The organism is Nocardia sp. NPDC050175 (assembly GCF_044459885.1).
GTDB lineage: Bacteria > Actinomycetota > Actinomycetes > Mycobacteriales > Mycobacteriaceae > Nocardia.
Window position 1 is genome coordinate 237,286 of sequence record NZ_JBITJI010000007.1, and the last position, 22,865, is coordinate 260,150.

Annotated in this window: 23 protein-coding genes; 10 read left to right on the forward strand and 13 right to left on the reverse strand. The window is 66.5% G+C overall.

Annotation, left to right across the window (positions count from 1 at the left end; all coding sequences use genetic code 11):
* Positions 1–11: 11 nt before the first annotated feature.
* The 7 genes from ACIBK2_RS25110 to ACIBK2_RS25140 form a co-directional block, all read right to left on the reverse strand.
* Positions 12–1,604, reverse strand: a complete 1,593-nt coding sequence (locus ACIBK2_RS25110) for a succinic semialdehyde dehydrogenase (protein ID WP_396970346.1) — start codon at positions 1,602–1,604, stop codon at positions 12–14.
* Positions 1,605–1,714: 110 nt separating this feature from the next.
* Entirely contained in the window at positions 1,715–3,319 is a 1,605-nt protein-coding gene (locus tag ACIBK2_RS25115) for an acyl-CoA synthetase (RefSeq protein WP_396970347.1), read from the reverse strand.
* Between the two features lie 21 nt (positions 3,320–3,340).
* Positions 3,341–4,585 (reverse strand): hypothetical protein, encoded by a 1,245-nt coding sequence (locus ACIBK2_RS25120; RefSeq protein WP_396970349.1) that lies wholly within the window; start codon positions 4,583–4,585, stop codon positions 3,341–3,343.
* 5 nt (positions 4,586–4,590) lie between these two features.
* Positions 4,591–5,139, reverse strand: coding sequence for a nuclear transport factor 2 family protein (locus ACIBK2_RS25125; RefSeq protein ID WP_396970351.1), 549 nt, complete (start codon positions 5,137–5,139; stop codon positions 4,591–4,593).
* On the reverse strand, positions 5,139–5,345 hold the full coding sequence (locus ACIBK2_RS25130) for a ferredoxin (RefSeq protein ID WP_396970352.1): 207 nt from the start codon (positions 5,343–5,345) through the stop codon (positions 5,139–5,141). Before ACIBK2_RS25130 ends, ACIBK2_RS25125 begins: the two co-directional genes overlap by 1 nt.
* Positions 5,342–6,121 carry an SDR family oxidoreductase gene (locus ACIBK2_RS25135; RefSeq protein WP_396970354.1) on the reverse strand — a complete coding sequence of 260 codons (780 nt, stop codon included), beginning with the start codon at positions 6,119–6,121 and terminating at the stop codon, positions 5,342–5,344. The genes ACIBK2_RS25130 and ACIBK2_RS25135 overlap by 4 nt, the downstream gene beginning before the upstream one ends.
* Positions 6,121–7,326: a cytochrome P450 gene (locus ACIBK2_RS25140; protein ID WP_396970809.1), complete on the reverse strand. Its 1,206-nt coding sequence runs from the start codon at positions 7,324–7,326 to the stop codon at positions 6,121–6,123. Before ACIBK2_RS25140 ends, ACIBK2_RS25135 begins: the two co-directional genes overlap by 1 nt.
* Before the next feature lie 297 nt (positions 7,327–7,623).
* Between ACIBK2_RS25140 and ACIBK2_RS25145 the strand changes: the two genes are divergently transcribed.
* The 7 genes from ACIBK2_RS25145 (at position 7,624) to ACIBK2_RS25175 (ending at position 13,693) form a co-directional block, all read left to right on the forward strand.
* Positions 7,624–9,093 (forward strand): aldehyde dehydrogenase, encoded by a 1,470-nt coding sequence (locus tag ACIBK2_RS25145; protein ID WP_396970356.1) that lies wholly within the window; start codon positions 7,624–7,626, stop codon positions 9,091–9,093.
* 15 nt (positions 9,094–9,108) lie between these two features.
* Positions 9,109–9,858: an SDR family oxidoreductase gene (locus ACIBK2_RS25150; protein WP_379288568.1), complete on the forward strand. Its 750-nt coding sequence runs from the start codon at positions 9,109–9,111 to the stop codon at positions 9,856–9,858.
* Positions 9,855–10,721: an NAD(P)-dependent oxidoreductase gene (locus ACIBK2_RS25155; protein ID WP_396970358.1), complete on the forward strand. Its 867-nt coding sequence runs from the start codon at positions 9,855–9,857 to the stop codon at positions 10,719–10,721. Before ACIBK2_RS25150 ends, ACIBK2_RS25155 begins: the two co-directional genes overlap by 4 nt.
* Positions 10,718–11,122, forward strand: a complete 405-nt coding sequence (locus ACIBK2_RS25160) for a carboxymuconolactone decarboxylase family protein (RefSeq protein ID WP_396970359.1) — start codon at positions 10,718–10,720, stop codon at positions 11,120–11,122. The genes ACIBK2_RS25155 and ACIBK2_RS25160 overlap by 4 nt, the downstream gene beginning before the upstream one ends.
* A 12-nt stretch (positions 11,123–11,134) precedes the next feature.
* A complete protein-coding gene (locus ACIBK2_RS25165; RefSeq protein WP_396970361.1) occupies positions 11,135–12,604 on the forward strand; it encodes an FAD-dependent oxidoreductase in 1,470 nt (489 codons plus the stop codon).
* 28 nt (positions 12,605–12,632) lie between these two features.
* Positions 12,633–13,211: a TetR/AcrR family transcriptional regulator gene (locus ACIBK2_RS25170; protein WP_396970363.1), complete on the forward strand. Its 579-nt coding sequence runs from the start codon at positions 12,633–12,635 to the stop codon at positions 13,209–13,211.
* 74 nt (positions 13,212–13,285) lie between these two features.
* The gene (locus ACIBK2_RS25175) at positions 13,286–13,693 is read left to right on the forward strand and encodes a helix-turn-helix domain-containing protein (protein ID WP_396970365.1); all 408 of its coding nucleotides are present in this window, start codon (positions 13,286–13,288) and stop codon (positions 13,691–13,693) included.
* On the opposite strand, the gene ACIBK2_RS25180 is transcribed toward ACIBK2_RS25175, so the two are convergent.
* Positions 13,642–14,085: a nuclear transport factor 2 family protein gene (locus tag ACIBK2_RS25180; RefSeq protein ID WP_396970811.1), complete on the reverse strand. Its 444-nt coding sequence runs from the start codon at positions 14,083–14,085 to the stop codon at positions 13,642–13,644. The two genes, ACIBK2_RS25175 and ACIBK2_RS25180, sit on opposite strands and share 52 nt — an antisense overlap.
* Before the next feature lie 240 nt (positions 14,086–14,325).
* Between ACIBK2_RS25180 and ACIBK2_RS25185 the strand changes: the two genes are divergently transcribed.
* Positions 14,326–15,912, forward strand: coding sequence for a GMC family oxidoreductase (locus ACIBK2_RS25185; protein WP_396970367.1), 1,587 nt, complete (start codon positions 14,326–14,328; stop codon positions 15,910–15,912).
* A gap of 4 nt (positions 15,913–15,916) precedes the next feature.
* On the opposite strand, the gene ACIBK2_RS25190 is transcribed toward ACIBK2_RS25185, so the two are convergent.
* A complete protein-coding gene (locus tag ACIBK2_RS25190) occupies positions 15,917–16,264 on the reverse strand; it encodes a DoxX family protein (protein WP_396970369.1) in 348 nt (115 codons plus the stop codon).
* A gap of 119 nt (positions 16,265–16,383) precedes the next feature.
* Here ACIBK2_RS25190 and ACIBK2_RS25195 point away from each other — a divergent pair, with 119 nt between their 5' ends.
* Positions 16,384–17,262, forward strand: a complete 879-nt coding sequence (locus ACIBK2_RS25195; RefSeq protein WP_396970371.1) for a sigma-70 family RNA polymerase sigma factor — start codon at positions 16,384–16,386, stop codon at positions 17,260–17,262.
* Positions 17,263–17,273: 11 nt separating this feature from the next.
* On the opposite strand, the gene ACIBK2_RS25200 is transcribed toward ACIBK2_RS25195, so the two are convergent.
* On the reverse strand, positions 17,274–17,750 hold the full coding sequence (locus ACIBK2_RS25200; protein WP_396970372.1) for an HAD-IIIC family phosphatase: 477 nt from the start codon (positions 17,748–17,750) through the stop codon (positions 17,274–17,276).
* Between the two features lie 379 nt (positions 17,751–18,129).
* Between ACIBK2_RS25200 and ACIBK2_RS25205 the strand changes: the two genes are divergently transcribed.
* On the forward strand, positions 18,130–19,350 hold the full coding sequence (locus ACIBK2_RS25205; protein ID WP_396970374.1) for a PucR family transcriptional regulator: 1,221 nt from the start codon (positions 18,130–18,132) through the stop codon (positions 19,348–19,350).
* Here the strand turns inward: ACIBK2_RS25205 and ACIBK2_RS25210 are convergent.
* The 3 genes from ACIBK2_RS25210 to ACIBK2_RS25220 all read right to left on the reverse strand — a co-directional run bounded on the left by ACIBK2_RS25210 (position 19,268) and on the right by ACIBK2_RS25220 (position 22,730).
* Positions 19,268–19,894 (reverse strand): 4Fe-4S cluster-binding domain-containing protein, encoded by a 627-nt coding sequence (locus ACIBK2_RS25210; protein ID WP_396970375.1) that lies wholly within the window; start codon positions 19,892–19,894, stop codon positions 19,268–19,270. The two genes, ACIBK2_RS25205 and ACIBK2_RS25210, sit on opposite strands and share 83 nt — an antisense overlap.
* A 144-nt stretch (positions 19,895–20,038) precedes the next feature.
* Positions 20,039–21,937 (reverse strand): tetratricopeptide repeat protein, encoded by a 1,899-nt coding sequence (locus ACIBK2_RS25215; protein WP_396970377.1) that lies wholly within the window; start codon positions 21,935–21,937, stop codon positions 20,039–20,041.
* Between the two features lie 13 nt (positions 21,938–21,950).
* Positions 21,951–22,730, reverse strand: coding sequence for a hypothetical protein (locus ACIBK2_RS25220; RefSeq protein WP_396970379.1), 780 nt, complete (start codon positions 22,728–22,730; stop codon positions 21,951–21,953).
* Positions 22,731–22,865: the final 135 nt, after the last annotated feature.

The window sequence follows — 22,865 nt, forward strand, 5'->3', positions numbered from 1 at the left end:
CGAACCGCGCCTCAGCGCAGTCTTGTTCGGCGCATCAGCCGCAAGGACATCAGCGTGATCTTCAATTGCTTCTCGTACGGCTGCCCCGAGCGGGCCGACATCACCTGGCGCTTGAGCACGCCGACGTTCACCGTGTCGGTGTACTTGAGCAGGCCCTGATCGCCGTGCCGGGTCCCGACGCCGGACTGCTTCACCCCGCCCGACGGCGTGCCCTTGGCCGCGTAGGTCGCCACGAACCCGTCGTTGATGTTGATGTTGCCCGCCTGCAGCTGGGCGGCAATGCGGTTGGCGTGGGCCAGGTCTCGGCTCCACACGCTGGCGTTCAGGCCGTAGTCGGTGTCGTTGGCGAGCCGGATGGCTTCTTGCTCGTCGTCGAACGGGTAGACGCTCACCACCGGGCCGAAGGTCTCCAGCGTCGCGTGCGTCATCTCGGGAGTGACGCCGGTCAGCACGGTCGCCTCGTAGAACGCGGGGCCGATGTCGGGGCGTACCTTGCCGCCGGTCAGCACGGTGGCACCCTTCGCGCGGGCGTCCTCGACATGCGCGGCAACCCGATCCCGGTGCTGCACCGACACCAGCGAACCGAATTCCGGCGTGTAGTCGTAGGCCGCGCCGATCTTGCTGTTCAACTCATCAGCGGCAGCGACCAATCCGCGCACAAACTCGTCGAAGCGACTGCGGTGCACGTAGATCCGCTCGATGTGCATGCACGCCTGGCCCGAGTTGGCGAACACCGCGAACGCCGCGCCGGCGATCGCGTCGTCCAGGTTCGCGTCCGCCAGCACAAGCATCGGGTTCTTGCCGCCGAGTTCCAGACTGCAGCTGATCAGGTTGCGCCCGGCCTGTTCGCCGACCACCCGGCCGGTGGCGGTCGAGCCGGTGAACATGACGAACTCGACGTTGTCGATCAGGCTGGGCCCGATATCGGGTCCCTCCCCACACACGACCTGAACCAGCCCTCGTGGCAGTCCGGCCCGGTGCAGCAGTTCGACGCCGTAGAGGACGCACAGCGCGGTCTTGTTGTCCGGCTTGAGGATTACGCCGTTGCCCGCCATCAGCGCGGGCATCGCGTCGGACAGCGCGATCGCGAACGGGAAGTTCCATGGCGCGATCACCGCGACCAAGCCCTTAGGCCGGTGTTCCTCGGTCGAGCTGGTCACGATCGGCATCGGACCCCCGCGGCGCTTCGAACGCAGCACGCGGCGCGCGGTTTTCAGGTAGTGGCTGATGACCATCGGCACGTCGCACGATTCCTCGACGGCCATCCGGCGGGTCTTGCCGCAACCGATCTGGATGAGATCGGCGATGGTCTCGACCTCGGTGAGGATCGATTCGTGCATCCGCTCGAAGACTTGCAGCCGCTGCCGTAGCGGCACCGCGGCCCACTCCTGTTGTGCTGCACGGGCAGTCACGGCCGCGGCGACGACGTCGTCCGGTGTGGACTGCGGGAGCGCACCGACCGGAGCGCCGGTGTAGACCTCCACCATCGAGTACGGCGCGGCGGTACCGTCGGCGGCGACCAGACCGGTCAGCCGGTCGATCAGCGCTCTGGTGATCCGGGCAGGAAGCGCGGCCGTCGGACTCTTCGTGGTCTCTGTACTCATCGGGACTTCTCCATGACGTGCGGAATCGCCGCAGGTATCGGGCCGGGTGCTCGAATCGAATTCGAACACGTTCCTATTGGGTGGCGTGGGCGTTCGCGGAGTCTCATGGGTCAGTCCGCCTGATAGTCCGGCGCGCGCTGCGTCGTGTAGTCCTTGGCCCAGCGATAGTCCGGTTTGCCGCTGGGGGCTCGGGCGATCACGTCGGCCAGCCAGATCTGTTTGGGCACTTTGTAACCCGCGAGGTGCTTGCGGACGTGGGTGTCCAACGCTCTGAAATCGACGGGTTCGGCGACCGAGACCACGGCGGCGACCTGCCAGCCCCACCGCTCGTGCGGGACACCGACCACCACCGCGTCGTAGATCCCGTCGTGCGCCTTCACCACGCCCTCGACCTCTTCGACGAACACCTTCTCGCCGCCGGTATTGACGACCATGTTGCCGCGACCGAGCAGCGTGACCGACCCGTCCTGTTCGATCCGCGCGCGATCGTCGGTGACCACGATGCGCACACCGTCGACGGTCTTGAACAGCTTGTCGGTCTTGACCGGGTCCTTGTAGTAGCCGAGCGGGACCGACCCGCTCTTCGCCAGCCACCCCTCCGCGCCGGGCTGGACCGGCCGCCCGTCGTCGTCTACCACGATCGATCCGCGACCGATCTGAACTCGCGGCCCGCGACCGGGATTGTCGTCCTTCTGCGCGAAACCTATTCCGCCGAAACCGGTTTCCGACGAGCCGATCGAATCGGTGACGACCACCGACGGAAACAGTTCCAGCAGTTCGTTCTTCACCGGTTGCGACAGCAGCGCGGCACCCGAGCCGATGGCGAGCAGTCCCGATGCGTCGACCGGCGCGGCACGGTAGGCATCGAGTAGCGGCCGCGCCATGGCGTCGCCGGTGATGACCATGACCTGCGGGCGGTGCCGAACGACCATCTGCCACACTCGAGTCGCATCGAATCGGGGCTCGAACAGCACGGCGTTGCCCGACCACAGCGCAGCGAAGGTCGGCATCATCGCGGCGGCGTGGATCAGCGGCGGCAGCACGAACCACATGCTCTGCTCCCGTTGCGCGCCGACGCGGGACTGCTCGTATTCGTCGGCCACCGGCACTCCGGTATAGAAGTCGATGCCGCCGCCGAGCACCCGCCACATGTCTTCCTGGCGCCACATCACACCCTTGGGCAGGCCGGTTGTGCCGCCGGTGTACATCATGAACAGGTCGTCGGCGCTGCGCTGCGGGAAATCGCGCTCGGTGGAACCCGCGGCGAGTGCGTCTTCGTAGTGCACGGCGTCGACCGGCGGGTCCGTGTCAGCGGTGTTGTCGGGCACCACGATCCGGTGATGCAGCGACCAGACCTGTGCCGCGGCCTCGTGCACCGCCGGTGCGTAGGAGGCGTGGTAGACCAGCGCTCGCAGGTCCGCATTGCGATAGACGTAGCGCAGTTCCTCGACGCCGTAGCGATAGTTGATATTGATGGGGACGGCTCGAACCTTGAAGCAGGCGAGCAGCGTCTCCATGGTCTCGATGCCGTTGTGCATCTGGAACCCGACATGGGCGCCCGTCCGGATCCCCGCGGCAATCAGGTGCGCGGCCAGTCGATTCGCGCGCGCGTCGAGCTGCGCGAAGGTCAGGCGGCGGTCGCCTTCGAGCAGTGCCACGCGGTCGGGCATCGCGTCGACGGAATGCTCGAACAGGTCGGCGAAGTTACGTGCCACGGCAATTCACTCTCTCGATACTCACACCACCGTCAGCGGCAGCGGGATGCCACGGTCGGTGAAGGCGAAGGCGGCCCCGGTACTGAATCGGGTCAGCGCGACCTCGGTCGACTCGCGGAAGGGCTGATCCGCGCGCACGATCTCGATCGTCAGCGCGCGGTCGGTGGAATCGACTGTCTGCGCGACGAATCGAGGGTTCACCGCGCGGGCCATCGCGTTGATGGGCGCGAGGTGATCGGCATCGACCATCGCGGGCCAGGAACCGTCCGACTCGCCACCGGTGTTGCATGGAATCGCCAGTTGGAGGGTGTCATCGGTGCTGATGACACTGATGCTCGTGTACGCCAACGGGTTCCACGCCGGATGCAGGCGCAGCACCGTGGCCATCCCGGCCATGTCATCGCCGAGCTTCAGCGCCTTGCGCAGTCGTTCCGCGGTGAGCCCGGCGATGCCCGCGAATTGCTTGCGGCCCAACTCGATCGCCGCGGTTGGATCGAGCCTGGAACGCAACGCGATCAGAAACCCGAGCGTCAGCAGATGATGTTGCAGGCACACCTCATCCGCCATCCGCACCAGCGCCGACTTCGAGAAGTCCGCGAAGCGAAGATCACTCAGCAGCGGGCCCGAGTAGTCGGACTGACCCTTATCCGCTGGATCGATGTCGGCGAGCGTCAACCGTGCGGCCGCAGTAGTCGTCATCTGGTCGGCGTTCGCCGGCACCGGCGGCGGGACGTGCGACGCGTCGATGGTGACGGTCCACGCGCACATCGGTTTCCGGTCCGCCGGACGCCGCGGCGGGCGATGGATCGGCCGGACCTGCGCGTGCGGATTGGTGGCCAGCGCGGTGGCGTCGAACGTCGGATCCTCGATGTCGTGGCACATCGCGACCACGAATTCGTCCCCCATCGGCTCCACATCGAGTAGCGCGCCACAGTGGTCGAGCCAGAACTCCCCGTGGTCCCGGTCGTCGACGCGGAACCGGAAATCCATGAATTGCGGTGGGGCGCCGATATCCAGCTGCAAGCCCTTGAAGATGGTGACCACATCGTCGCCGGTGAACCCGAACGCCCGTTGCATGCGCCGGGTGTAGACCGGACTGGCGAGCTGCCACTCCTCGATGGCGACGGCGGTCATCCCGGGCCGACCGAGCGCCGCGATGGTGTGTGCCATACCGGACCGGTCGATCAGATGCCCGCACAGCAGCAGTTCGGGCAGCAGCGTGGCGAGCTGTGCCCGCGACAGCTGCTCGAAGTTGCTCCCCGGCATGGCATTCACCACAGTGAGGCCGGTGATTCACCGATCGGGTACCACCCCGGCAGTGGTCCGGCGACCGAGCGTTCGATGCGCTGCTGCATGCCGGCGGGCAGTACTTTGCCGGTGATCATCTCCATGAACATGTGCGAGACGTTGCCGAAGTCGAAAAAGTCACGCTGCCAGGACCATTGGAAGTCGCCGCCGTAGCGGAACCAACTGCCGCCGATGCCCTCGGGTGAATAGTGCCGCCCGTCGGGGCGTTTCACCTCCGACACCTGTTTCCAGAAGCCGATGACGGTGCCGTTGCGGTCGTCGATGACGAATTCCTGGTACGGGTAGGTCCAGCCGTCGAGTCCCTGCATCTCCTGGCCGAGGGCGAGGTCCCGGATCTCGTCACGGCCGACGGCCATGAATTGTTGCGCCGGGCCATAGTTCCAGCCGTAGGTGGCGTCCTCGGTGTACATCTCCGCCAGGGGCGTCCAGTCGCCCTTCTCCTCGCAGCGCTGGTTCTCGATCAGCCACCGCCGGACCATCTCGTCCAGCTCGTCACGCGGGAAACCTGTCATCACCGGGCACCTTCCGTTGGAGCGATCGACAGTGCTTGCGTCGGGCAGTAGTGGATGGCCCGTTCGATGTCGGCCCGATCGGCCGGGTCGGGCGCGTCCACCAGGATTTCCACCTGGCCGCGCTTGGGCACTCGGAATGCGTTCGGCGCCTCGTCCTGACACACGGCGTGCCCCTGACACAGGTCCAGATCGGCGATGATTCTCACTTGTGGCGCACCTGGGCTTCCGGCTGGACTTCGACGAGCACGAGATGCGCGCCGCGCGGCGTGGCCACCACCGCGACCACGGCGGCGGCGAGATCGGACGGGCGCAGCATGTTCGGATGCCGGGCGAAGCCCCAGTCCTTCCATGACTCCAGCAGCGGCCCGATGACCTCCGGGGTGGAGTTCATGCCCATCCCGGTCAGAGTTGGCCCAGGTCGGACCAATGAGGCTCGAATCCCGCTGCCTTCCAATTCCATTCGCATTTGCAGGGCCATGGCCTCCAACCCGGCCTTGGCCGCGCTGTAGGCACCGGTACGTGGCCGCGGCTCCGGGGCACAGTCGGAGCTGATCAGCACGACGTCACCGCGCTGCCGATCGAGCATGCCGGGCAGTACCCGGTGCACCAGCCGATGCGCACCGACCAGATGCACCTGAACCTGGCTCAGAAAGCGCTCCGGTTCCATCTCGTGCACCGGCGAGAACTCGATGTCTCCGGCGCTGGAGACCAGAATCTCGATTGGACCCAACGCATTTTCGGCCGCAGTCACGAATTCATCGATCGACGCGGCCTCGGTGACGTCCAACCGCTGCGCGAAGGCTTCGCCGCCGTTGGCGCGAATCTTGTCCGCCAGTTCCACACACTGGTCGACCCGGCGCGCACCGAGCGCGACCGGATACCCGAGTTCGGCCAGGGCGACTGCGGTGGCGGCGCCGATACCCGACGACGCTCCGGCGACCAGGACCGGACGGCGGGCCGGGTGGGGTTCGAAACGCGGCACTATCTCGCCTCCACAACAATCGGCAGCTTGGCGAAGCCGCGCACATTCGAGGAGTGCACCCGCACGATGCCCGCCTCGACCACGTCGTAACTCCGCACCCGGCAGGCGAATTCGCGCAGCGCGACCGCCGCCTCCAGCCGCGCCAGGTGCGCGCCGAGGCAGTAGTGCACGCCCGCACCGAAACTCGCCAGCCCGGCCTTGTCGGCCCGATCGATGCGGTAGGTGTCGCCGTCGTCGAACACGGCGGGATCGCGGTTGGCCGAGCCGATCAGCAGCAGCACTTTGGCACCGGCGGGGATAGTGCCGCCGTAGTAGTCGAGCTCCGTGGTGGCGGAGCGCGCGATCACCTGGCTGGAGGTGTCGTAGCGCAGCGTCTCCTCCACCCAGTCCGACACGTGCGCGGGCTCCGCCGCGACCTTGGCGTACTCCCCCGGATTCCGTGCGCCCCAGTACAGCGCGTTGCCCAGCAGCTTCGTGGTGGTCTCGTTGCCCGCGACCACCATCAGGAACAGGAAGCCGATGATCTCCTCGTCCGACAGTGTGTCGCCGTCGACTTCGGCATCCAACAGCGCCGAGGTGAGGTCGGCGCTCGGCGTGCGCCTGCGCTCGGCCACCATCTCGGTGTAGTAGGTGAGCAGCTTGATCGACGCCTCGATGGACGCCTGTGGAATGTCGAGCACCCCGTCGTCCCGATGCACGACAAGGTCGGCGAGCCTGCGGATTTCGACGCGGTCGCGCGCGGGCACGCCCATCAGCTCGGAGATGACGTCCATCGGCAGCTTGCCCGCGACCTCGTCGATCCAGTCGAACGATCTGGCGGCAAGCGCAGGTTCGAGGTAGGACAGCGTCAATTCCTTGATGCGGCCCTGCATTTCGGCGACTCGCTTCGGCGTGAACCCCTTGTACACCAGCCTGCGCATGCGCAGGTGCCGCGGATCGTCCATGGCGAGGAACGACATCACTCGATGCGCATGCGGGCCCCAGGCGGCCGGATCGAGGGAAACACCGTTGGCGCTGGACAGCCTTGCGCTGTCGCGGAATCCGTTGGTCACGTCGGCGTGCCGGGACAGCGCCCAGAAATCCAGCTCGGCGTTGTAGTACAGCGGCGCCTCGGTGCGCAGCCGGTGATACGTCGGATACGGGTCCGCATGGAATCGGTAGTCGTACGGATCGAACGTCAAGGGTTCCAACGCGGCCGTCACCACACCCACCCCGCATTTGAGAACAAGTTCCCCCGAGCGAAAACCCGCATCGAACCGGGCGGCGACAGATAGCTGGACATGTGTCTGGACAGTACCACCGGCACCTACCTCCGACAACGTTTCCACTGGCTTACCAACACCATTGCGCACGATCCGGTCGACCCGCCCGGGAACCGCGGAGAATCCACCGCGGCCGTGCGGCGCTTAGCTCAGAATGACAGAGTTAGAACCTGTTCTTGCGCGAAATCGCCGCCCGTGACTATATTCCGTACACGTGTCCAGACAGCATCGGAGAACCGCATGACCAGCCTGCTGCCCGCCGACGGTGCGCGACTGCTGATCGGCGGCAAGCTGGTCGAGGGTGGGGACGGCGTCTTCGCCACCCTGAATCCGGCGACCGAGGAGCTGCTCGGGCACGCCGCGAACGCGAACGCCGCGGACATGGACGCGGCAATCACCGCCGCCCGCACCGCATTCGATGACACCGACTGGTCCCGCGACCACGCCTTCCGCGCGCACTGCCTCGAACAACTGCGCACCGCACTGCAATCCCACCTCGAGGACCTGCGCGCGCTCACCATCGCCGAGGCGGGCGCGCCCGCCATGTTCACCCGAGGTCCGCAGCTGGAGGGTCCGATAGCCGACCTCGCCTACTCTGCCTCGCTCGCCGAAACCTACAGCTGGGAAACCGATCTCGGTGTCGCGGAGCCGATGGGCATCAAGACCCGCCGGGTGTTGCGCCGCGAGCCCGTCGGTGTGGTCGGTGCGATCACCCCGTGGAACTTCCCGCACCAGATCACCTTCGCCAAGCTCGGTCCCGCGCTCGCCGCCGGAAATACCGTGGTGCTCAAGCCCGCTCCCGATACGCCCTGGTGTGCGGCGGCCGTCGGCGCGATCGTCGCCGAGGAGACCGACATCCCTGCCGGTGTGCTGAATATCGTGACCTCCGCCGACCACGGGCTCGGCGCCCAACTCACCGAGCATCCCCTGGTCGACCTGATCAGCTTCACCGGTTCGACGCAGACCGGGCGCGCGGTGATGCGTGGCGCCGCAACGACACTCAAGAAGGCGTTCCTGGAACTGGGTGGCAAGTCGGCGTTCATCGTGCTCGACGACGCGAATATCGCGGGAGCCTGTGCGGTGGCGGCGTTTTCGGTCTGCGTGCACGCCGGACAGGGCTGCGCGATCACCACCAGGCTGCTCGTCCCCCGTGCGGCCTACGACGAGGCGGTGCAGGCCGCTGCCGCGACCATCGCAGGGATCAAGCCGGGTGATCCGGCCAGCTCGCGGACCGTGTGCGGGCCACTCATCTCCGAACGGCAGCGCGCCCGCGTCGAGCGTTATCTCGAGATAGCGCGATCGGAGGGTGGCCGCATCGTGGTCGGCGGCGGTCGGCCGAAGAACCTGGAGCGCGGCTTCTTCATTGAGCCGACACTGATCGCCGACGTGCCCAACACCGCGACCGTCGCCCGCGAGGAAATCTTCGGCCCCGTGCTGGTAGTTATCCCCTACGACGGCGACGACGACGCCATCCGCCTCGCCAACGACTCCCCCTACGGCCTGTCCGGCTCGGTCTGGGGCACCGACCCCGAGCGAATCCGCCACGTCACCAACGGCGTACGGACCGGGACGCTAAGCGTCAACGGCGGCGTCTGGTACTCCGCCGACGCGCCCTTCGGCGGCTACAAGCAGTCCGGCATCGGCCGGGAGATGGGCCGCGCCGGGTTCGAGGAATACCTGGAAACCAAGCTCATCGCGACCGCCGGATAAGAGGAGCACATCGTCATGGCCCGTTTCGCGGGAAGATCCGTCATCGTCACCGGTGCCGCCCAGGGCATCGGTGCCGCGTACGCCGCCGCGCTGGCCGCCGAGGGCGCGAAAGTCGTTGTCGCCGACAAGAATGCCGAGGGCGGCCAGGCCACGGTGGAGAAGATCACCGCCGACGGCGGCACCGCACTGTTCGGTCAGGTCGACGTGGCCGATCCCGAATCCGCCGCGGCGCTGGCCGCATTGACGGTCGCCGAGTTCGGCGGCATCGACCACCTGGTCAACAACGCCGCCATCTACGGCGAGATGAAGCTCAACCTGCTGCTCACCGTGCCGTGGGACTACTACAAAAAGTTCATGAGCGTGAACATGGACGGCGCGCTGAACATGACCCGCGCCGTCTGGCCGCACATGCGCAAGGCGGGCGGCTCGATCGTCAACCAATCGTCCACCGCCGCTTGGACTTACTCCAGCTTCTACGGCCTGGCCAAGGTCGGCATCAACGGCCTGACCCAGCAGCTGGCGTTCGAGCTCGGCGGCTCGAACATCCGAATCAACGCCATCGCACCGGGTCCCATCGACACCGACGCCACCAAGGCCGTGACGCCTCCGGCGATCGTCGAAGACATGGTGAATCGGTTGCCGCTCAAGCGAATGGGCACACCGGCGGACCTGGTCGGCGCATGCCTGTACCTGCTATCCGACGAGGCGAGCTGGGTCACCGGGCAGATATTCAATGTCGATGGCGGACAGGTGTTCCGCTCGTGAACGAACCCAGAATCGGCTTCATCGGCCTCGGTGCCATGGGCGCGCCGATGGCGAAGCGGCTGCTCGACTGGCCGGGTGGACTGACCGTGTGTGATGTACGACCCGACGCCAGCAAGCCCTACACCGAGGAAGGTGCCGAGGCCGCCCCCTCTCCAGCCGAGGTCGCTGAACACGCCACGGTCATCTCGGTGGCAGTGGTGAACGACGCCCAGGTGCGCGACGTCATTACCGGCCGCGAAGGTGTATTGCGCAGTGCCGCACCGGGAACCGTGGTGGCGGTGCATTCGACGATCAGCGACCGGACCGCCGAGGAACTGGCCGCCGAATGCACAACGCACGGTGTCGAACTCGTGGACGCACCGGTGAGCGGCGGCAGACCGGGCGCCACAAAAGGCACTCTGGCGGTCATGGTCGGCGGCAGCGACGCTGCCTTCGAGCGAATTCGGGCACCCTTCGGCTGCTTCGCCGACCTGATCGTGCACGCCGGACCTGTGGGCGCGGGCACCCGAATGAAGCTGGCGCGCAACCTTGTTCACTTCATCGCCTTCGCCGCGACAACCGAAGCGCAACGACTGGCCGAGGCCGCCGGACTCGATATCACCCTGCTCGGCAAGGTCGTTCGCCACTCCGACGCCGTCACCGGCGGCCCCGGCGCCATCATGCTGCGCGACCGCACCGCACCGATCGAGGAAGGCGACTTCTGGCTGCCGATCCTCCAGCACGTGCGCGACCTCGGCGAGAAGGACCTCAACCTCGCCCTCGACCTCGGCACCCGGCTCGACGTCGCACTCCCCCTCGCCGAACTCGCGCTCGAACACCTCGGGCCCGGTCTCGGCGTCGGCGCCCCCGAAAGGCAATTATGACTGACAACGGTTCCGCCGATTCCGTGCGCGAGCGCGGCCTGGCCAAGATGGCCGAGGTGTACGGCACGGAATTCCAGGACTATCCCGGCAGCCACTTCGCCGTCACCGCCGATCACCTGTTCGCCGACATCTGGTCCCGTCCCGCACTGTCCATCCGAGACCGGCGACTCATCCTGCTAGGTGCTCTCACCGCACAGGGCGCCATCGATACCGCAGGCATCCAGATCGGCGCCGCACTGCGCAACGAGGAACTCACCGAGGAGCAACTGCACGAGATCGCGGTGTTCCTCTGCCACTACGTAGGTTGGCCGAACGGCACCAAACTCGACCTCCTGGTGGGCACCATTGTGGCGCAGCAAAAGAAGGCCGCCCGCAAGCAACAATCCGATCGCACCGAGTGAAGGACCCGAAACATGTCTGATGCCAACACCCTTCGCCCGCTGCGTGCGAGCAGCGTCACCGAGTGGGACCACCGGGCCGACGTCGTCGTCGCCGGTTACGGCATCGCCGGGGTATGCGCCGCGATCGAGGCGGCCAGGGCGGGCGCCGACGTGCTGATCCTGGAACGCACCGGCGGCTGGGGCGGCGCGGCCGCGATGGCCGGTGGCTTCATCTACCTCGGCGGCGGCACACCGCTGCAACAGGCGCTCGGCTTCGAGGACACGCCGGAGAACATGGAGACCTTCCTGCTGGCCGCCCTCGGCCCCGGCGTGGACAAGGCCAAGATCACCGACTACGCGCGCGGCAGCGTCGAGCACTACAACTGGCTCGTCGCCAACGGTGTGCCGTTCCGCGAAGCCTTCTGGGGCGAGCCGGGCTGGGAACCGCCGCACGACGAGGGGTTGATGTACTCCGGCGGCGAGAACGCCGCACCGTTCAACACCATCGCGAAACCGGCACCGCGCGGCCATGTTCCGCAGATGGCGGACAAGAAGATCGGCCGCAAGAGCGGCGGCTACATGTTGATGAAGCCGCTCGCCGAGACCGCCGAATCCCTCGGTGTCCGAGTCGAATACGACCTGCGGCTCGGCCGGCTGGTGGTGGACGACGACGATCGCGTCGTCGGCGTGATCGCCAAATGCTACGGCAAGGAGGTGGCAATCCGCGCCGAGCGCGGGATCGTCTTGGCCACCGGTAGTTTCGCCTACCACCAGCAGATGATCGAAGGCTATGCACCGCGCCTGATCGGCAGGCCCGCCGCCGCGATCGAGGAGCACGACGGCATCGGCATCCGGGTCGCGCAAGCCCTCGGCGCGGAACTGGCGCACATGGACGCGACCGAGGTGGCGTTCTTCGGCGACCCGCAACTGATGGCGCGCGGCATCCTGGTCAACGGGCGCGGCCAGCGGTTCATCGCCGAGGACACCTACCCGGGCCGCATCGGCCAGGCCACGCTCATCCAACAGGAGAACCAGGCCTTCCTCGTCATCGACGAGGCGTCCTACGAGGCCGGACTCGCCACCGAGACCTCCACTCCGTTCTTCCGGCAGCCGCCCACCTGGGCCGCCGAGACGGTGGCCGAACTCGAGCGCGACATGGGGCTGCCCACACTGGCACTGCAGGCCACCGTCGACTGCTACAACCTGCACGCCGCCGACGGCAAGGACCCGCTGCTCGGCAAGAAGCCGGAATGGGTTCGGCCGCTACAAGGTTCGCTCGCCGCGTTCGACATGCGCGGATTCACCGCGGGTTTCACGCTCGGCGGGCTGCGCACCGACCTGGATTCCCGGGTGCTGCACGTCTCCGGCGAGCCGATCCCCGGCCTGTTCGCCGCCGGGCGCTGCACCTCCGGACTGTGCGCGGGCGGGTACGTGAGCGGAGCTTCCCTGGGCGACGGCAGTTTCTACGGCCGGCGAGCGGGCATCGCCGCCGCGAAGAACTGAACAGTCACCGGTAGTAGTATCCAGACACATGTCCGAACCCGATTCCGTCATTCTCGAGGCGACCCGCCGCAGGCTGTCCGGGAAGCAAGCCGACACCGTCGACAAGCTCACCAAGTCGGCGGTGGAAGTGCTTGCCCGCGAAGGCTTCGCGGGGCTGACCATTCGGATGGTCGCCGCCGCGGCGGGAGTCGGCGCGGCGACCGCGTACACCTATTTCTCCTCGAAGGAGCACCTGGTCGCCGAGATCTTCTGGCGGCGTTTGATTTCCGCGCCGTCACCGGTCAGCGCGGACGCGGACCCCACCGTCCGGGTGGTCGCCGAATTGCGGAACATCGCGATGCTCGTCGCCGACGAACAGGAACTGTCCGGCGCGGTGACCAGCGCGCTGCTCGGCCGCGACCCCGACGTGGTGCACCTGCGCGGCCGCATCGGCGCCGAGATCCGCAAGCGGCTCATCCGAGCGCTCGGCGCGGATCCGGATCCGGATGTCGTCGAATCGCTGGAGTTGCTGTACGCGGGCGCCCTCGTGCGGGCGGGCATGGGCTACGCGTCCTATTCGGAGATCGCCGACCGCATCGAGAAATCCGCGCTGCTCATCCTGAACTAGCGAGACCGGACAACCCCGTCGCCCGGCCATGTCCGAAACCTTGGGCAGCCGGTCATTCGACGTACGCTTGACGGGTGCAACCGCGCGAAGTCGTCGTCGGCGACCACGACTTGGTCGGCCGCGCGCTCACCTATGTCAACAGCCATCTCGACCAGGACCTGTCCGCGAGCATCCTGGCGGCCGAAATCGGCGTCAGCGAACGACATCTCACTCGATTGTTCGTCAGCGAACTCGGCCATACCCCGGGCCGATTCGTCCGCCGATGCCGAACCGAAGCGGCGGCCCATCTTCTTGCGGGCACCCGGCTACCGATCGCGGATATCGCCACCCGCTGCGGCTTCGGCTCGGCCGAAACCCTGCGGCAAGCCTTCGTCGACCGCTACGGCACTTCGCCGTCGCGCTTCCGGATGGCGTATGCCGAGACCGGCGATCAGGACTCTGCGGGTACCGGAAGTTCGGTGAATCCGAACGCGACCATCTGACGCACCGGATCCTGATAGGTGACCCACTCGGCAATTTTGCCGTCCCGGAAGCGGATGATGTTGAGGTAGTCGTTGCGATAGGGCCTGCCGGTCGAATGAACGACCATGTCGCCCTTCGTCTCGACCAGAAAGCTGTCGGGGTTGAGCATCGGCTCGACCTTGACGACGGAGATGGTGTACCTGTCGTACCGGTCGACATCCGCGGTCATTCGGCGAATCTCGTCCTTGCCCTCGCCCTGATTCGGAAATCCGGGCAGCTGGAACGGAATCGACATTCGGACGTCGTCAGTGCACAGCGCCAGGAAACCCTCGAAATCTTTCACCGAGGCGAGTTCGAAGAACTGCCCGATTATCGCGATCTTGCGCTCGCGCTCCTCGTCGTACATATCCATCACAGCCTCTCGATCAAAGGGAACCGCATGGTCTCAACCGAGGCTAACAACTAATACGACCGATCGTTCGTTTTGTGACCGCCATCACGCCCCTCACCACCCTATCGGCCCCGAGCAAGATCAGTAAAGGACGCCATACCCACCACAGTCGATGACTTGTGTCCGGTTGCGCCGAAATCGAACCCCGGTCCGCCCAAGCCTCGTATCTTTGCCGTAGGCGTTATAGATCGGAGTGGGACAGTGCAACCAGGTGGCCTTACCGCGGACTACGTGATCGTCGGCGCCGGATCCGCGGGCGCGGTGCTGGCCAATCGACTCAGTGCCGATCCGAATACCTCGGTGGTGCTGCTCGAGGCCGGGCCCGCGGACAAGAACAAATTCGCGCATATCCCCGCCGGTTTCGCGAAACTCTTTCGCACCGAAGTGGATTGGGACTACCTGACCGAGCCGCAGCCGGAGCTGAAGAACCGGCAGATCTATTGGCCGCGCGGCAAGATGTTCGGCGGCTCGTCCTCGATGAACGCGATGATGTGGGTGCGTGGTTTCCGCGCCGACTACGACGAGTGGGCGCTGCTGGCCGGCCAGGAGTGGGGTTTCGCGGCCGCCGTCGAACAGTTCCGGCGGATCGAAAGTGTCGAGGACGCACAGTATCCGGACGAGGGCGCCAACGGGCCTTTGCACATCTCGCGCCAACGCAGTCCGCGCGCACTGACCGCCGCGTACCTGACCGCGGTACGGGAGGCCGGTTTCCAGGTCGAACCGCCGAATCGGCCGGAGCCGGACGGCTTCAGCGAAACCATGGTCACCCAGCACGGCGGCCGGCGCTGGAGCACCGCGGACGGATACCTGCGACCCGCACTGAATCGACCGAACCTGACGATCCGCAGCGAGGCGCTGGCCACACGGGTGTTGTTCGAGGGGACCCAGGCGGTCGGCGTCGAATACCACCAGGGCGGCGGCCCGCACACGGTCACCGCGCGCCGCGAGGTGGTGCTGTGCGGTGGCGCGATCAACAGCCCGCAGTTGCTGATGCTTTCAGGTATCGGTGACCGAGACGAGTTGGCGCGTCAGGGTATTCGGGCCCTGCGGCACGTGCCCGAGGTGGGCGCGAACCTGCAGGATCATCTCGTCACGGGCGTCGGCTACGGCGTGGCAGGCGATTCGCTTTTCGCCGCCGAGAAGCCGCGCCAACTGCTCGACTACCTGATCCGGCATCGCGGCATGCTCACCTCCAACGTCGGCGAGGCCTACGGATTCGTCCGCAGCAGGCCGGATCTGGACCTGCCCGACCTCGAAATGATCTTCGCCCCGGCCCCGTTCTACTACGAGGCCCTGGTCGATCCGACCGAGCACGGCGTCATCCTGGCGACCGTGCTGCTGCGCCCGCACAGCCGCGGCCGGATCACGCTGGCCTCCGCGGATCCGGCCGCCAAGCCGCTGATCGACCCGCGCTACCTGTCCGACAGCGCGGGGATGGACCGCGCCGCGCTGATGTCGGGCCTGCGCACCTGCACCGATATCGCCGCCGCCCCGGCCATGAAAGCCGTACTCGGCCCGATCATCTACCCGCCGCAGGCACCGTCCCAAATGGAAGCCACCCTCGAACTCGCCCTGAACGGCTACTCACACACGCTGTATCACCCGGTGGGCACCTGCCGGATGGGCACCGACGTGGCCAGCGTCGTCACGCCGAAGCTGGAAGTCCGTGGCGTACAAGGTCTTCGAGTGGCCGATGCCTCGGTGATGCCACTGCTCATCCGCGGCCACACCCACGCACCCGCCGTCTTCATCGGCGAGCAGGCGGCCCGGTTCATCCAGAACGGGTAGCGGGTCAGGACGCGACGAACAAGGCCAGCGATGCGGCGGCCAGTCCCAGATAAGGCATGGGATAGCCGAGATCGCGGTAGCCGCGCGCTCGGATGATGGTGATGATCGCGCCGATGAAGTAGAGGACCAGGCAGATCGCGGCAGCCAGGCCCAGTGGCGGAATGGCCAAGCCGACCAGTAGGCCGAGGGCTCCGGCGGCCTTGATGACGGCCAGCGGGTACAGCGTCCAGTCCGGGATGCCATAGTTCCGCGTGTTGTCGCGCACCCACTCAGCACGGAAGACATCGACTCCCGACGCGATCAGTGCTGCGACCGCGGCGGCGATGGTGACGATGACGTAAGCGGTGGACATGGGTAACACCCTCCTGATTGGTTGTTCGGCCGGTCTGCGATCGTGAGCGGGCACCCCGGTCGACCGGCGCCGTGGTATCCGTCGACTGTGTGACGGATGACGGAACGGAAAGGTGACCGATGCGGGCCCAGGACATGCTGGCGCAGCGATTCGAGACGCATCGCGGCCATTTGCGGGCGGTCGCGTATCGGATGCTCGGGTCGCTGACCGAGGCGGACGACGCCGTGCAGGAGGCCTGGCTGCGGCTGGCCCGGCACGACACCGACGAGGTCGAGAACCTGGCCGGCTGGTTGACCACGGTGGTGTCGCGGATCTGCCTGGACATGCTGCGGACTCGGGCGACGCGGCGCGAGGAGCCCATCGATCTACTGACTGAACTCCGCGACTCCGCCTACGACAGCGACCCGGAACACGAAGCGGTGCTGATCGATTCGGTCGGCCGGGCGCTGCTGGTAGTGCTGGATACACTCGGCCCCGACGAGCGGGTGGCGTTCGTGCTGCACGACCTGTTCGCGGTGCCGTTCGATCAGATCGCGCCGATCGTCGGGCGAACCACGGCCACTACGAAGAAGCTCGCCAGTCGCGCACGACAGCGCACGCAGGGTGGAACAACGTCGACGGCAACCGAACTCGCCGCACAACGGCAGGTAGTCGAGGCCTTCCTGACGGCAGCTCGTGGCGGCGACCTCGATGCCCTACTGGCCGTGCTCGCCCCCGACGTGATCCGGGTCGCCGACCCGGCTGCGCTGCCCTCCGGAATGTCGGCGGTGATACGCGGCGCTCAGTCGGTGGCGAAGGAAACCGTACTGCTCCAACGTCGTTCGCAAGTGGCGGCATTGGCGCTGGTGAACGGCGCGGTCGGCATCCTCGTCGCGCCACGCGGCAAGCTCCTACTCGCCCTTACGGTTACGGTGCGCGACGATCGAGTCGCGGGCTACGAGGTGATCGCCGATCCGGCCCGCCTGCGCGAACTCGACCTCGCGGTGCTGCCGCAATAGGTCGAAAAGTGCTACCGCGCGGGCACCCTGGCAAACCCGACCGGCGGAGTCGGATTGGGCCCGGTCCGCACGACCGGGCAGAAGTCGGGCAACGCGGGCAGCACGTCGACATTGCGCGCGGCATAGCAGCGGACCTTGGGCAACGCGCGCAACACCTCGCCGCGTTCGACCGGTTCGTCATCGATGAAGCCGATGGTGTCCAGCGTCAGGCCCAGCGTGGTGCCGATCCGGCTGATCGCCGAAGACTTCGGGCCCCAGCCGATTTCGAGGGCGGAGAACATCTCGTAGACGCCGTGCCGGTACAGCTTGTCCATGGTCCACTCGCGGTCGCCGCGACTGGCCACGGCGTGCCAGATGCCGCGCTCGCTGAGCAGCCGTAGCGTGCGCACCGCGGCGGGCCGTAGCGCACCGCTGGTCCGGTCGCTCACCGCGCCGTCCCACAATGTGTTGTCCAGTTCCCAGACAAGACATCTCAGAGCCGGTCTCATGTGTCCTAGCCCCCTATCGCGTCATCTCTGCCTTCCCTGGCGTGCGTGCGCGGCAGATGGGTACAGCACACCCTCTCCGGCACGGCACGTGCCCGGCAAGCCCATGGTTCCTGGGACAAGCCCGGCGCGAGCGATCCTACCGCCAGCGCAGGGTGTGCTCACGTCAACTGACAGAACCGGCGGTACCGCATTCAGCGGCACAGAGCGCTTGCGAGCGCGAATGCGCGAGGCCGCATAACCCGCTGTGACGCAACACAACCACCAACCGACCAGTCTCTGATGCCCGCTATAGAACCTGGCGAATCGATCCGCAAGAGGTATCGAGCGATTAGTGTGAATGCGCTGTACAGCTATCTCCGGGGGCGGAAGGAAGTCGTCAATGTCGATCGACAACTCTGCACGGCAAAGCCTGACACTGGCGGGCAAGCCGATGTCGTCCCCGCTCAAGGACGTTCGCGCGCTATCGCGCCAGATGGTCGGGCACTTCGTCGAAAACGTCATCCCGTGCGGCACGTTGCCCGCGGACGCGATCACCGGCGACGTCACCACCATCACCAGGGTCTGCCTCGAATTCGCGGTCAGCATGCTCGACGGGCAGGACATTCCAGGCAAGTTGCAGCGCCTGCAGGACGCCGCGTCGAGCTGGGCCCGCGAGGGCGTGCCGATCGACACCATTCATCACTCCATCCACGAAGGCTTCAAGATGGGGCTGGATCTGGTGGTGTCGGACGCGTCCATCAAGGACTACGACAGCCTGGTCGACGGCGCCAAGATGGTGCTGGAGATGCTGGACATGATCAGTTCGGCCGTCTCGGTCGCCTACATCAGGGAACTGCGCTCGGTGGTCAGCGAGCACCACACCGCCGTGCACACGCTCACCTCGGCGCTGCTCGGCGGGCACAGCACCTCCACCATGGCCCGCGAGTGCGGCATCGCCATCGCGACCTCGTATGCCGTGCTGGCCGTGGCGATTCCGCCGCATCGGGAAGAGCACAATCCGATGCTGGACAGTCAGGTCGTCGCGCGCCGCAAGCTCAGACGGGTGCAGGCCGAACTCGCCACCCGCTGCGGCGAGAGCGCGCTGTCGCTGCTCAGCGTCGACGGCGGTACCGTCCTGATCCCGGCGGCCGCCTTCGACAACGCGGGTTACGACGCCATGGTGGCCCAGCTGTCGCATGCCGCGCAGGTCGGCATCACCGCGACCATGGTCGAGGCCGCCCCCGAACAGATCCCCAATGCCGCCGACCAGGCGCACGAGTTGCTCGACATGGTGCAGCGACTGGAGGCGGTGGCCGGGTTGTATCGCTTCGACGAACTCGCCCTCGAATACCAGCTCACCAGGCCCGGACCCGGCCGCGAGTTTCTCGGCCAGTTGCTCGATCCGCTCGACGAGCACCCCGAGCTCCTGGAGACCCTGCAGCGGCACATCGCCAACAACCTCAACCGTCAGCGCACCGCGCGAGTCCTGCACGTGCACACCAACACCGTGGACTACCGGCTCAAGCGCATCGGTCAGCTCACCGGCTTCGACCCGTCCCAACCGTCCGGGCTGTGGTATCTGCGATCGGCCTTGGTCGCGCGCAGCTATCGCACGATATGAGCTCACTGCCGAATTCCGCTGCGGCGTAACGCTGAGTGCCGAGAACGGAGCCCGCGACAACCTCCTGATTGGCCACACCGCGCAGCGCGAGATCGCGCCCGTCCGCCGCTACGACATGCTCGGTGATCAGCGCGTCCACCGCGAGGCGCAGCCAAGGGAGCTGCGCGTCCAGCGCGGCGGCCGAACGCCCCGAGTAGAGCAGGATGTCGGCTGGGCGAGTCAGGCTCGCGCGCCATTCGCAGAGGCCGTCGAGCAGGGCGCGCAGTGCGGCGGGATGGTCGGTCGGCTCGCCGCCGTAGATGGTGACACCGTCGAGCCGGTCGGCCGGTAACTCGCCCAGCCAGCCGAGGATCGCCTCGACGCCGCAGCGCGTGGATTCGTCGAATACCCAGGCGTTTTCGGCGAGGCAGTCGCGGCAGAAGACCCGACAGCCCGGCAGCCAGATACCGGCCCGAATTCCATAACCGATGTTCGCCGCCGGAAAATGTAAGCGCGACAACAACATCGTGGCGCTGTCCGGGTGCCGACTCGAGTGCACGTCCATCTCTCCTGAGTCCTGCCGTGTGGCGGTGGTGTGCCCAATAACAATGATCGGGCATTTCGGCAACAAACATTCCGGCGGCGGGGCGTCAAAGTAGGTACCAATGCCACATTTCGCGCAGAAACGGGCAAGAGGAGGCGAGTCGAATCACCAAACCCTGACCGGCGCGGCCGATCTGGAAATCCGGCGATAACGCGCCTCGAGGTGATCCAGATGCGGAGACAGAGCCTGGTGGCCGTCCGGCATGATCAGGCGGGGCGGCGCCGCCATCGGCAAGGCGGCCCCGGGAATGAGCCGTACGGCACCACCGGATCGCGGCGTTTCCGAGCCGATCGTTGCGCGTTCGTCCGCTGGCGCGGTCGGTGCCAGGAAGCCCGGCGGCTCGACGACGACACCCGCCATACCGAATTCACCAGCAGGCAGGTCCGGCGGCGATGTCGTGTGAATACCGGAATTGATGGCTGTCTCGACAAGATCCGCAACCAGCGTCGAATCGCCCAGCCGCGCGGCCATTTCGAACAATCGGGACATCGAACCCTGGTTTGCCGCGGTCCACGCCAGTCGCTTCGGCGCGTGTTCGAATTGGAAGCGGGTCGCATCGAGGAACATCATCGCGGGCACCATCACCGCGACCGCAGCACCGATCAGTTCCGTCGCCTCCGGCACGCCCTGCTCCAAACGACGGCCGCGGATCAACATGGTCGAGGCCCGAGCCGCGTCACAGCGCGCCACCTGCTCCGGCAGACCCAAGTCCACGTACGACGACGCCGCCTGCACGAATTTCGCCTCGGCTTCCTCGTACCGGCCTGCCGGGGTGTAGATGTAGCCCAGATTCGCCACACAGGCAACGACCCGGTCGACGCTGCCGAGCTCGGCGTACAGCTGCTGTGCGCGCAACACAACTCGCTCCGCATCGTCGAATCGGCCCGTCGACATATAGACATTCCCCAGGTTCACCGAGCTGTCCGCGACGCCTTTGTCCAACCCCATTCGGGCACAGATATCGCCCGCGGCGATCAGGGCTTGTTCCGCTTCGTCGTACCGATCGGTCGACGCATAAACGTTTCCGAGATTCGCATCGCAGTTGGCGACGTGCTTTTCCAGGCCCAACCGCGTGTACACCGCCTGCGCGTCGAGGTATGCCCGCTCAGCGGCATCGTATCGGCCGGCAAGCAGATGGGCGGTACCGAGACCGAAGGTGCAATGGGCCGCGAGTTCATCGACACCGCGCTCCGCGAAGTGGTCCCTGGCGGCGGAAAGGACGCGTTCGGCGTCGGCATGGCGTCCGCTCGCGAAGTAGACATTCCCGAGTGTCGCGGCGCACCTGGCGAACTCGTCGCTCAGGCCGAGCCGGAGGAACGTCTTCTGTGCGCTGACCAGGGCCCGCTCCGCAAGACCGAATCGCCCTGTCGCCGTGTAGATGTTGCCCAGCGTGAGCGAACACGCGGCGACCTCTTTATCAGCACGGTCCTGTATATAGGACGGCACCACGCCGAGAATGGCCTCCTCCGCCTCGGCATAACGTCCCTGCGACTCATAGATATTCGCCAGATTCATGATCGACACGCGGGCCCGCTCGGCCTGGCCATGGGCGAGATAATAATCTCTGACCTGCAGGTGCGCGGTTTCGGCTCGAGCGAACTGCTCGGTAACCCAGTAAAGGTTCGCAAGCCCCGCGTCGCATTCGGCGACTTGTTCATCCACACCGACCCGCTCGAACGTGCTACGCGCACTGAGCAAAACCGTCTCGGCCTCCGCGTACCGGCCGAGGTCGCGCAGCACGATGCCGAGATTCTGGTCGCAGCCTGCTACGCCGAGTTCGAGACCGAGCCGCAGGCACGACTCCCTCGCCTGCCGATATACCTGCTCGGCCGCCGCATAGCGACTCGCGGCCAACAGCGCGTTCCCGATGGCGATGGTGCAGCCCACCACCATGGTCGGCAGATCGAGCGCTTCGAAGATATCGCGGGCCATCACGTATTCTTCCTCGGCTTCGCGATACCGGCTGCCTTCGACGTGCCTGGTCGCCGCCTGCACGTGCCGCATCGCGGCGTTGCGATCATTGATAGCCGGTACTCCCCTCCACCGAATGGGTCGTGCTGATCAGCTTCGCGTAACAGTGGTCGCGGTCCAATCCGTTATCCGCGCACCACTGAATGGCGCCGTCTTTGCTCGGGTATCCGATGCCGACGATGGTGATCCAGAAATCGGGGTAGCTGAACGTCGACCACTCTCCTGACCACAGCAGCCGGACGTTCGGATAACGCGCACGCAGTTCGCGATGCTCGCGCAGGATCTCCGCGTGGTGCCACGTGATGCCCTCGGCGACCAGACCGTACTGCTTGGAACTGATCTGCGGCACCCAGCGATCCGCGACGTCTCGGGTCAGGATGGGCAGGTCGCTTGCGGCAGTCGACTGCAATCCGGTCGATCCCGCCGTCTCCGGGTCGACGACAACCGTTGTCGCCGTGACGATTCCCACCGCCGAGTTCGTGATCCCGATCGGTACGCTGTTCGCGACATTCGCACTGGCGGCGCGGCTGCGGTCGTGCAGGAGCAGACCCGCCGGAATCAACAGGATGAGCAGCGCGACCGTGACGGCTATCGCGAGACTTGCCTGGTTGCGCCGAGTGGCCATATTCGGCGCGAAGGTCAACCTGGACCCGACGGGCACCGCCGTCGGCGGCGGCGAATCTGCCTGACCTGCTTGGGCTCTCGCGCCTTCGGGGCTGACCGCGTGGCGGCCGTTCGACGGCACCGGCCCCTTCCGCAGATTGACGCGGACGCGCGGCCGAACCACATCGGACGAGTGTGCGGACTCGTCGCCGAAACTTCTCATGCGTCCCCCTGGGGTCCGCTCGCGATCCTGGTAATCCCTGATGCTAGGAGCCGAGCGCCGTCGCCGGTGTCGGTCGATCGTCGGACAGTGCCGTCGCGGCAACTCCCTTCGACCGCAGTGCTGTCGGCTGTTCGC

What these genes read in the sequence shown, in the direction of transcription:
- ACIBK2_RS25110 (WP_396970346.1), bottom strand. Translation starts at nt 1,604, where the DNA reads ATGAGTACAGAGACCACGAAGAGTCCGACGGCCGCGCTTCCTGCCCGG.
- ACIBK2_RS25120 (WP_396970349.1), bottom strand. Translation starts at nt 4,585, where the DNA reads ATGCCGGGGAGCAACTTCGAGCAGCTGTCGCGGGCACAGCTCGCCACG.
- ACIBK2_RS25125 (WP_396970351.1), bottom strand. Translation starts at nt 5,139, where the DNA reads ATGACAGGTTTCCCGCGTGACGAGCTGGACGAGATGGTCCGGCGGTGG.
- ACIBK2_RS25145 (WP_396970356.1), top strand. Translation starts at nt 7,624, where the DNA reads ATGACCAGCCTGCTGCCCGCCGACGGTGCGCGACTGCTGATCGGCGGC.
- ACIBK2_RS25150 (WP_379288568.1), top strand. Translation starts at nt 9,109, where the DNA reads ATGGCCCGTTTCGCGGGAAGATCCGTCATCGTCACCGGTGCCGCCCAG.
- ACIBK2_RS25160 (WP_396970359.1), top strand. Translation starts at nt 10,718, where the DNA reads ATGACTGACAACGGTTCCGCCGATTCCGTGCGCGAGCGCGGCCTGGCC.
- ACIBK2_RS25165 (WP_396970361.1), top strand. Translation starts at nt 11,135, where the DNA reads ATGTCTGATGCCAACACCCTTCGCCCGCTGCGTGCGAGCAGCGTCACC.
- ACIBK2_RS25170 (WP_396970363.1), top strand. Translation starts at nt 12,633, where the DNA reads ATGTCCGAACCCGATTCCGTCATTCTCGAGGCGACCCGCCGCAGGCTG.
- ACIBK2_RS25180 (WP_396970811.1), bottom strand. Translation starts at nt 14,085, where the DNA reads ATGGATATGTACGACGAGGAGCGCGAGCGCAAGATCGCGATAATCGGG.
- ACIBK2_RS25190 (WP_396970369.1), bottom strand. Translation starts at nt 16,264, where the DNA reads ATGTCCACCGCTTACGTCATCGTCACCATCGCCGCCGCGGTCGCAGCA.
- ACIBK2_RS25195 (WP_396970371.1), top strand. Translation starts at nt 16,384, where the DNA reads ATGCGGGCCCAGGACATGCTGGCGCAGCGATTCGAGACGCATCGCGGC.
- ACIBK2_RS25200 (WP_396970372.1), bottom strand. Translation starts at nt 17,750, where the DNA reads ATGAGACCGGCTCTGAGATGTCTTGTCTGGGAACTGGACAACACATTG.
- ACIBK2_RS25205 (WP_396970374.1), top strand. Translation starts at nt 18,130, where the DNA reads ATGTCGATCGACAACTCTGCACGGCAAAGCCTGACACTGGCGGGCAAG.
- ACIBK2_RS25210 (WP_396970375.1), bottom strand. Translation starts at nt 19,894, where the DNA reads ATGGACGTGCACTCGAGTCGGCACCCGGACAGCGCCACGATGTTGTTG.
- ACIBK2_RS25215 (WP_396970377.1), bottom strand. Translation starts at nt 21,937, where the DNA reads ATGCGGCACGTGCAGGCGGCGACCAGGCACGTCGAAGGCAGCCGGTAT.
- ACIBK2_RS25220 (WP_396970379.1), bottom strand. Translation starts at nt 22,730, where the DNA reads ATGAGAAGTTTCGGCGACGAGTCCGCACACTCGTCCGATGTGGTTCGG.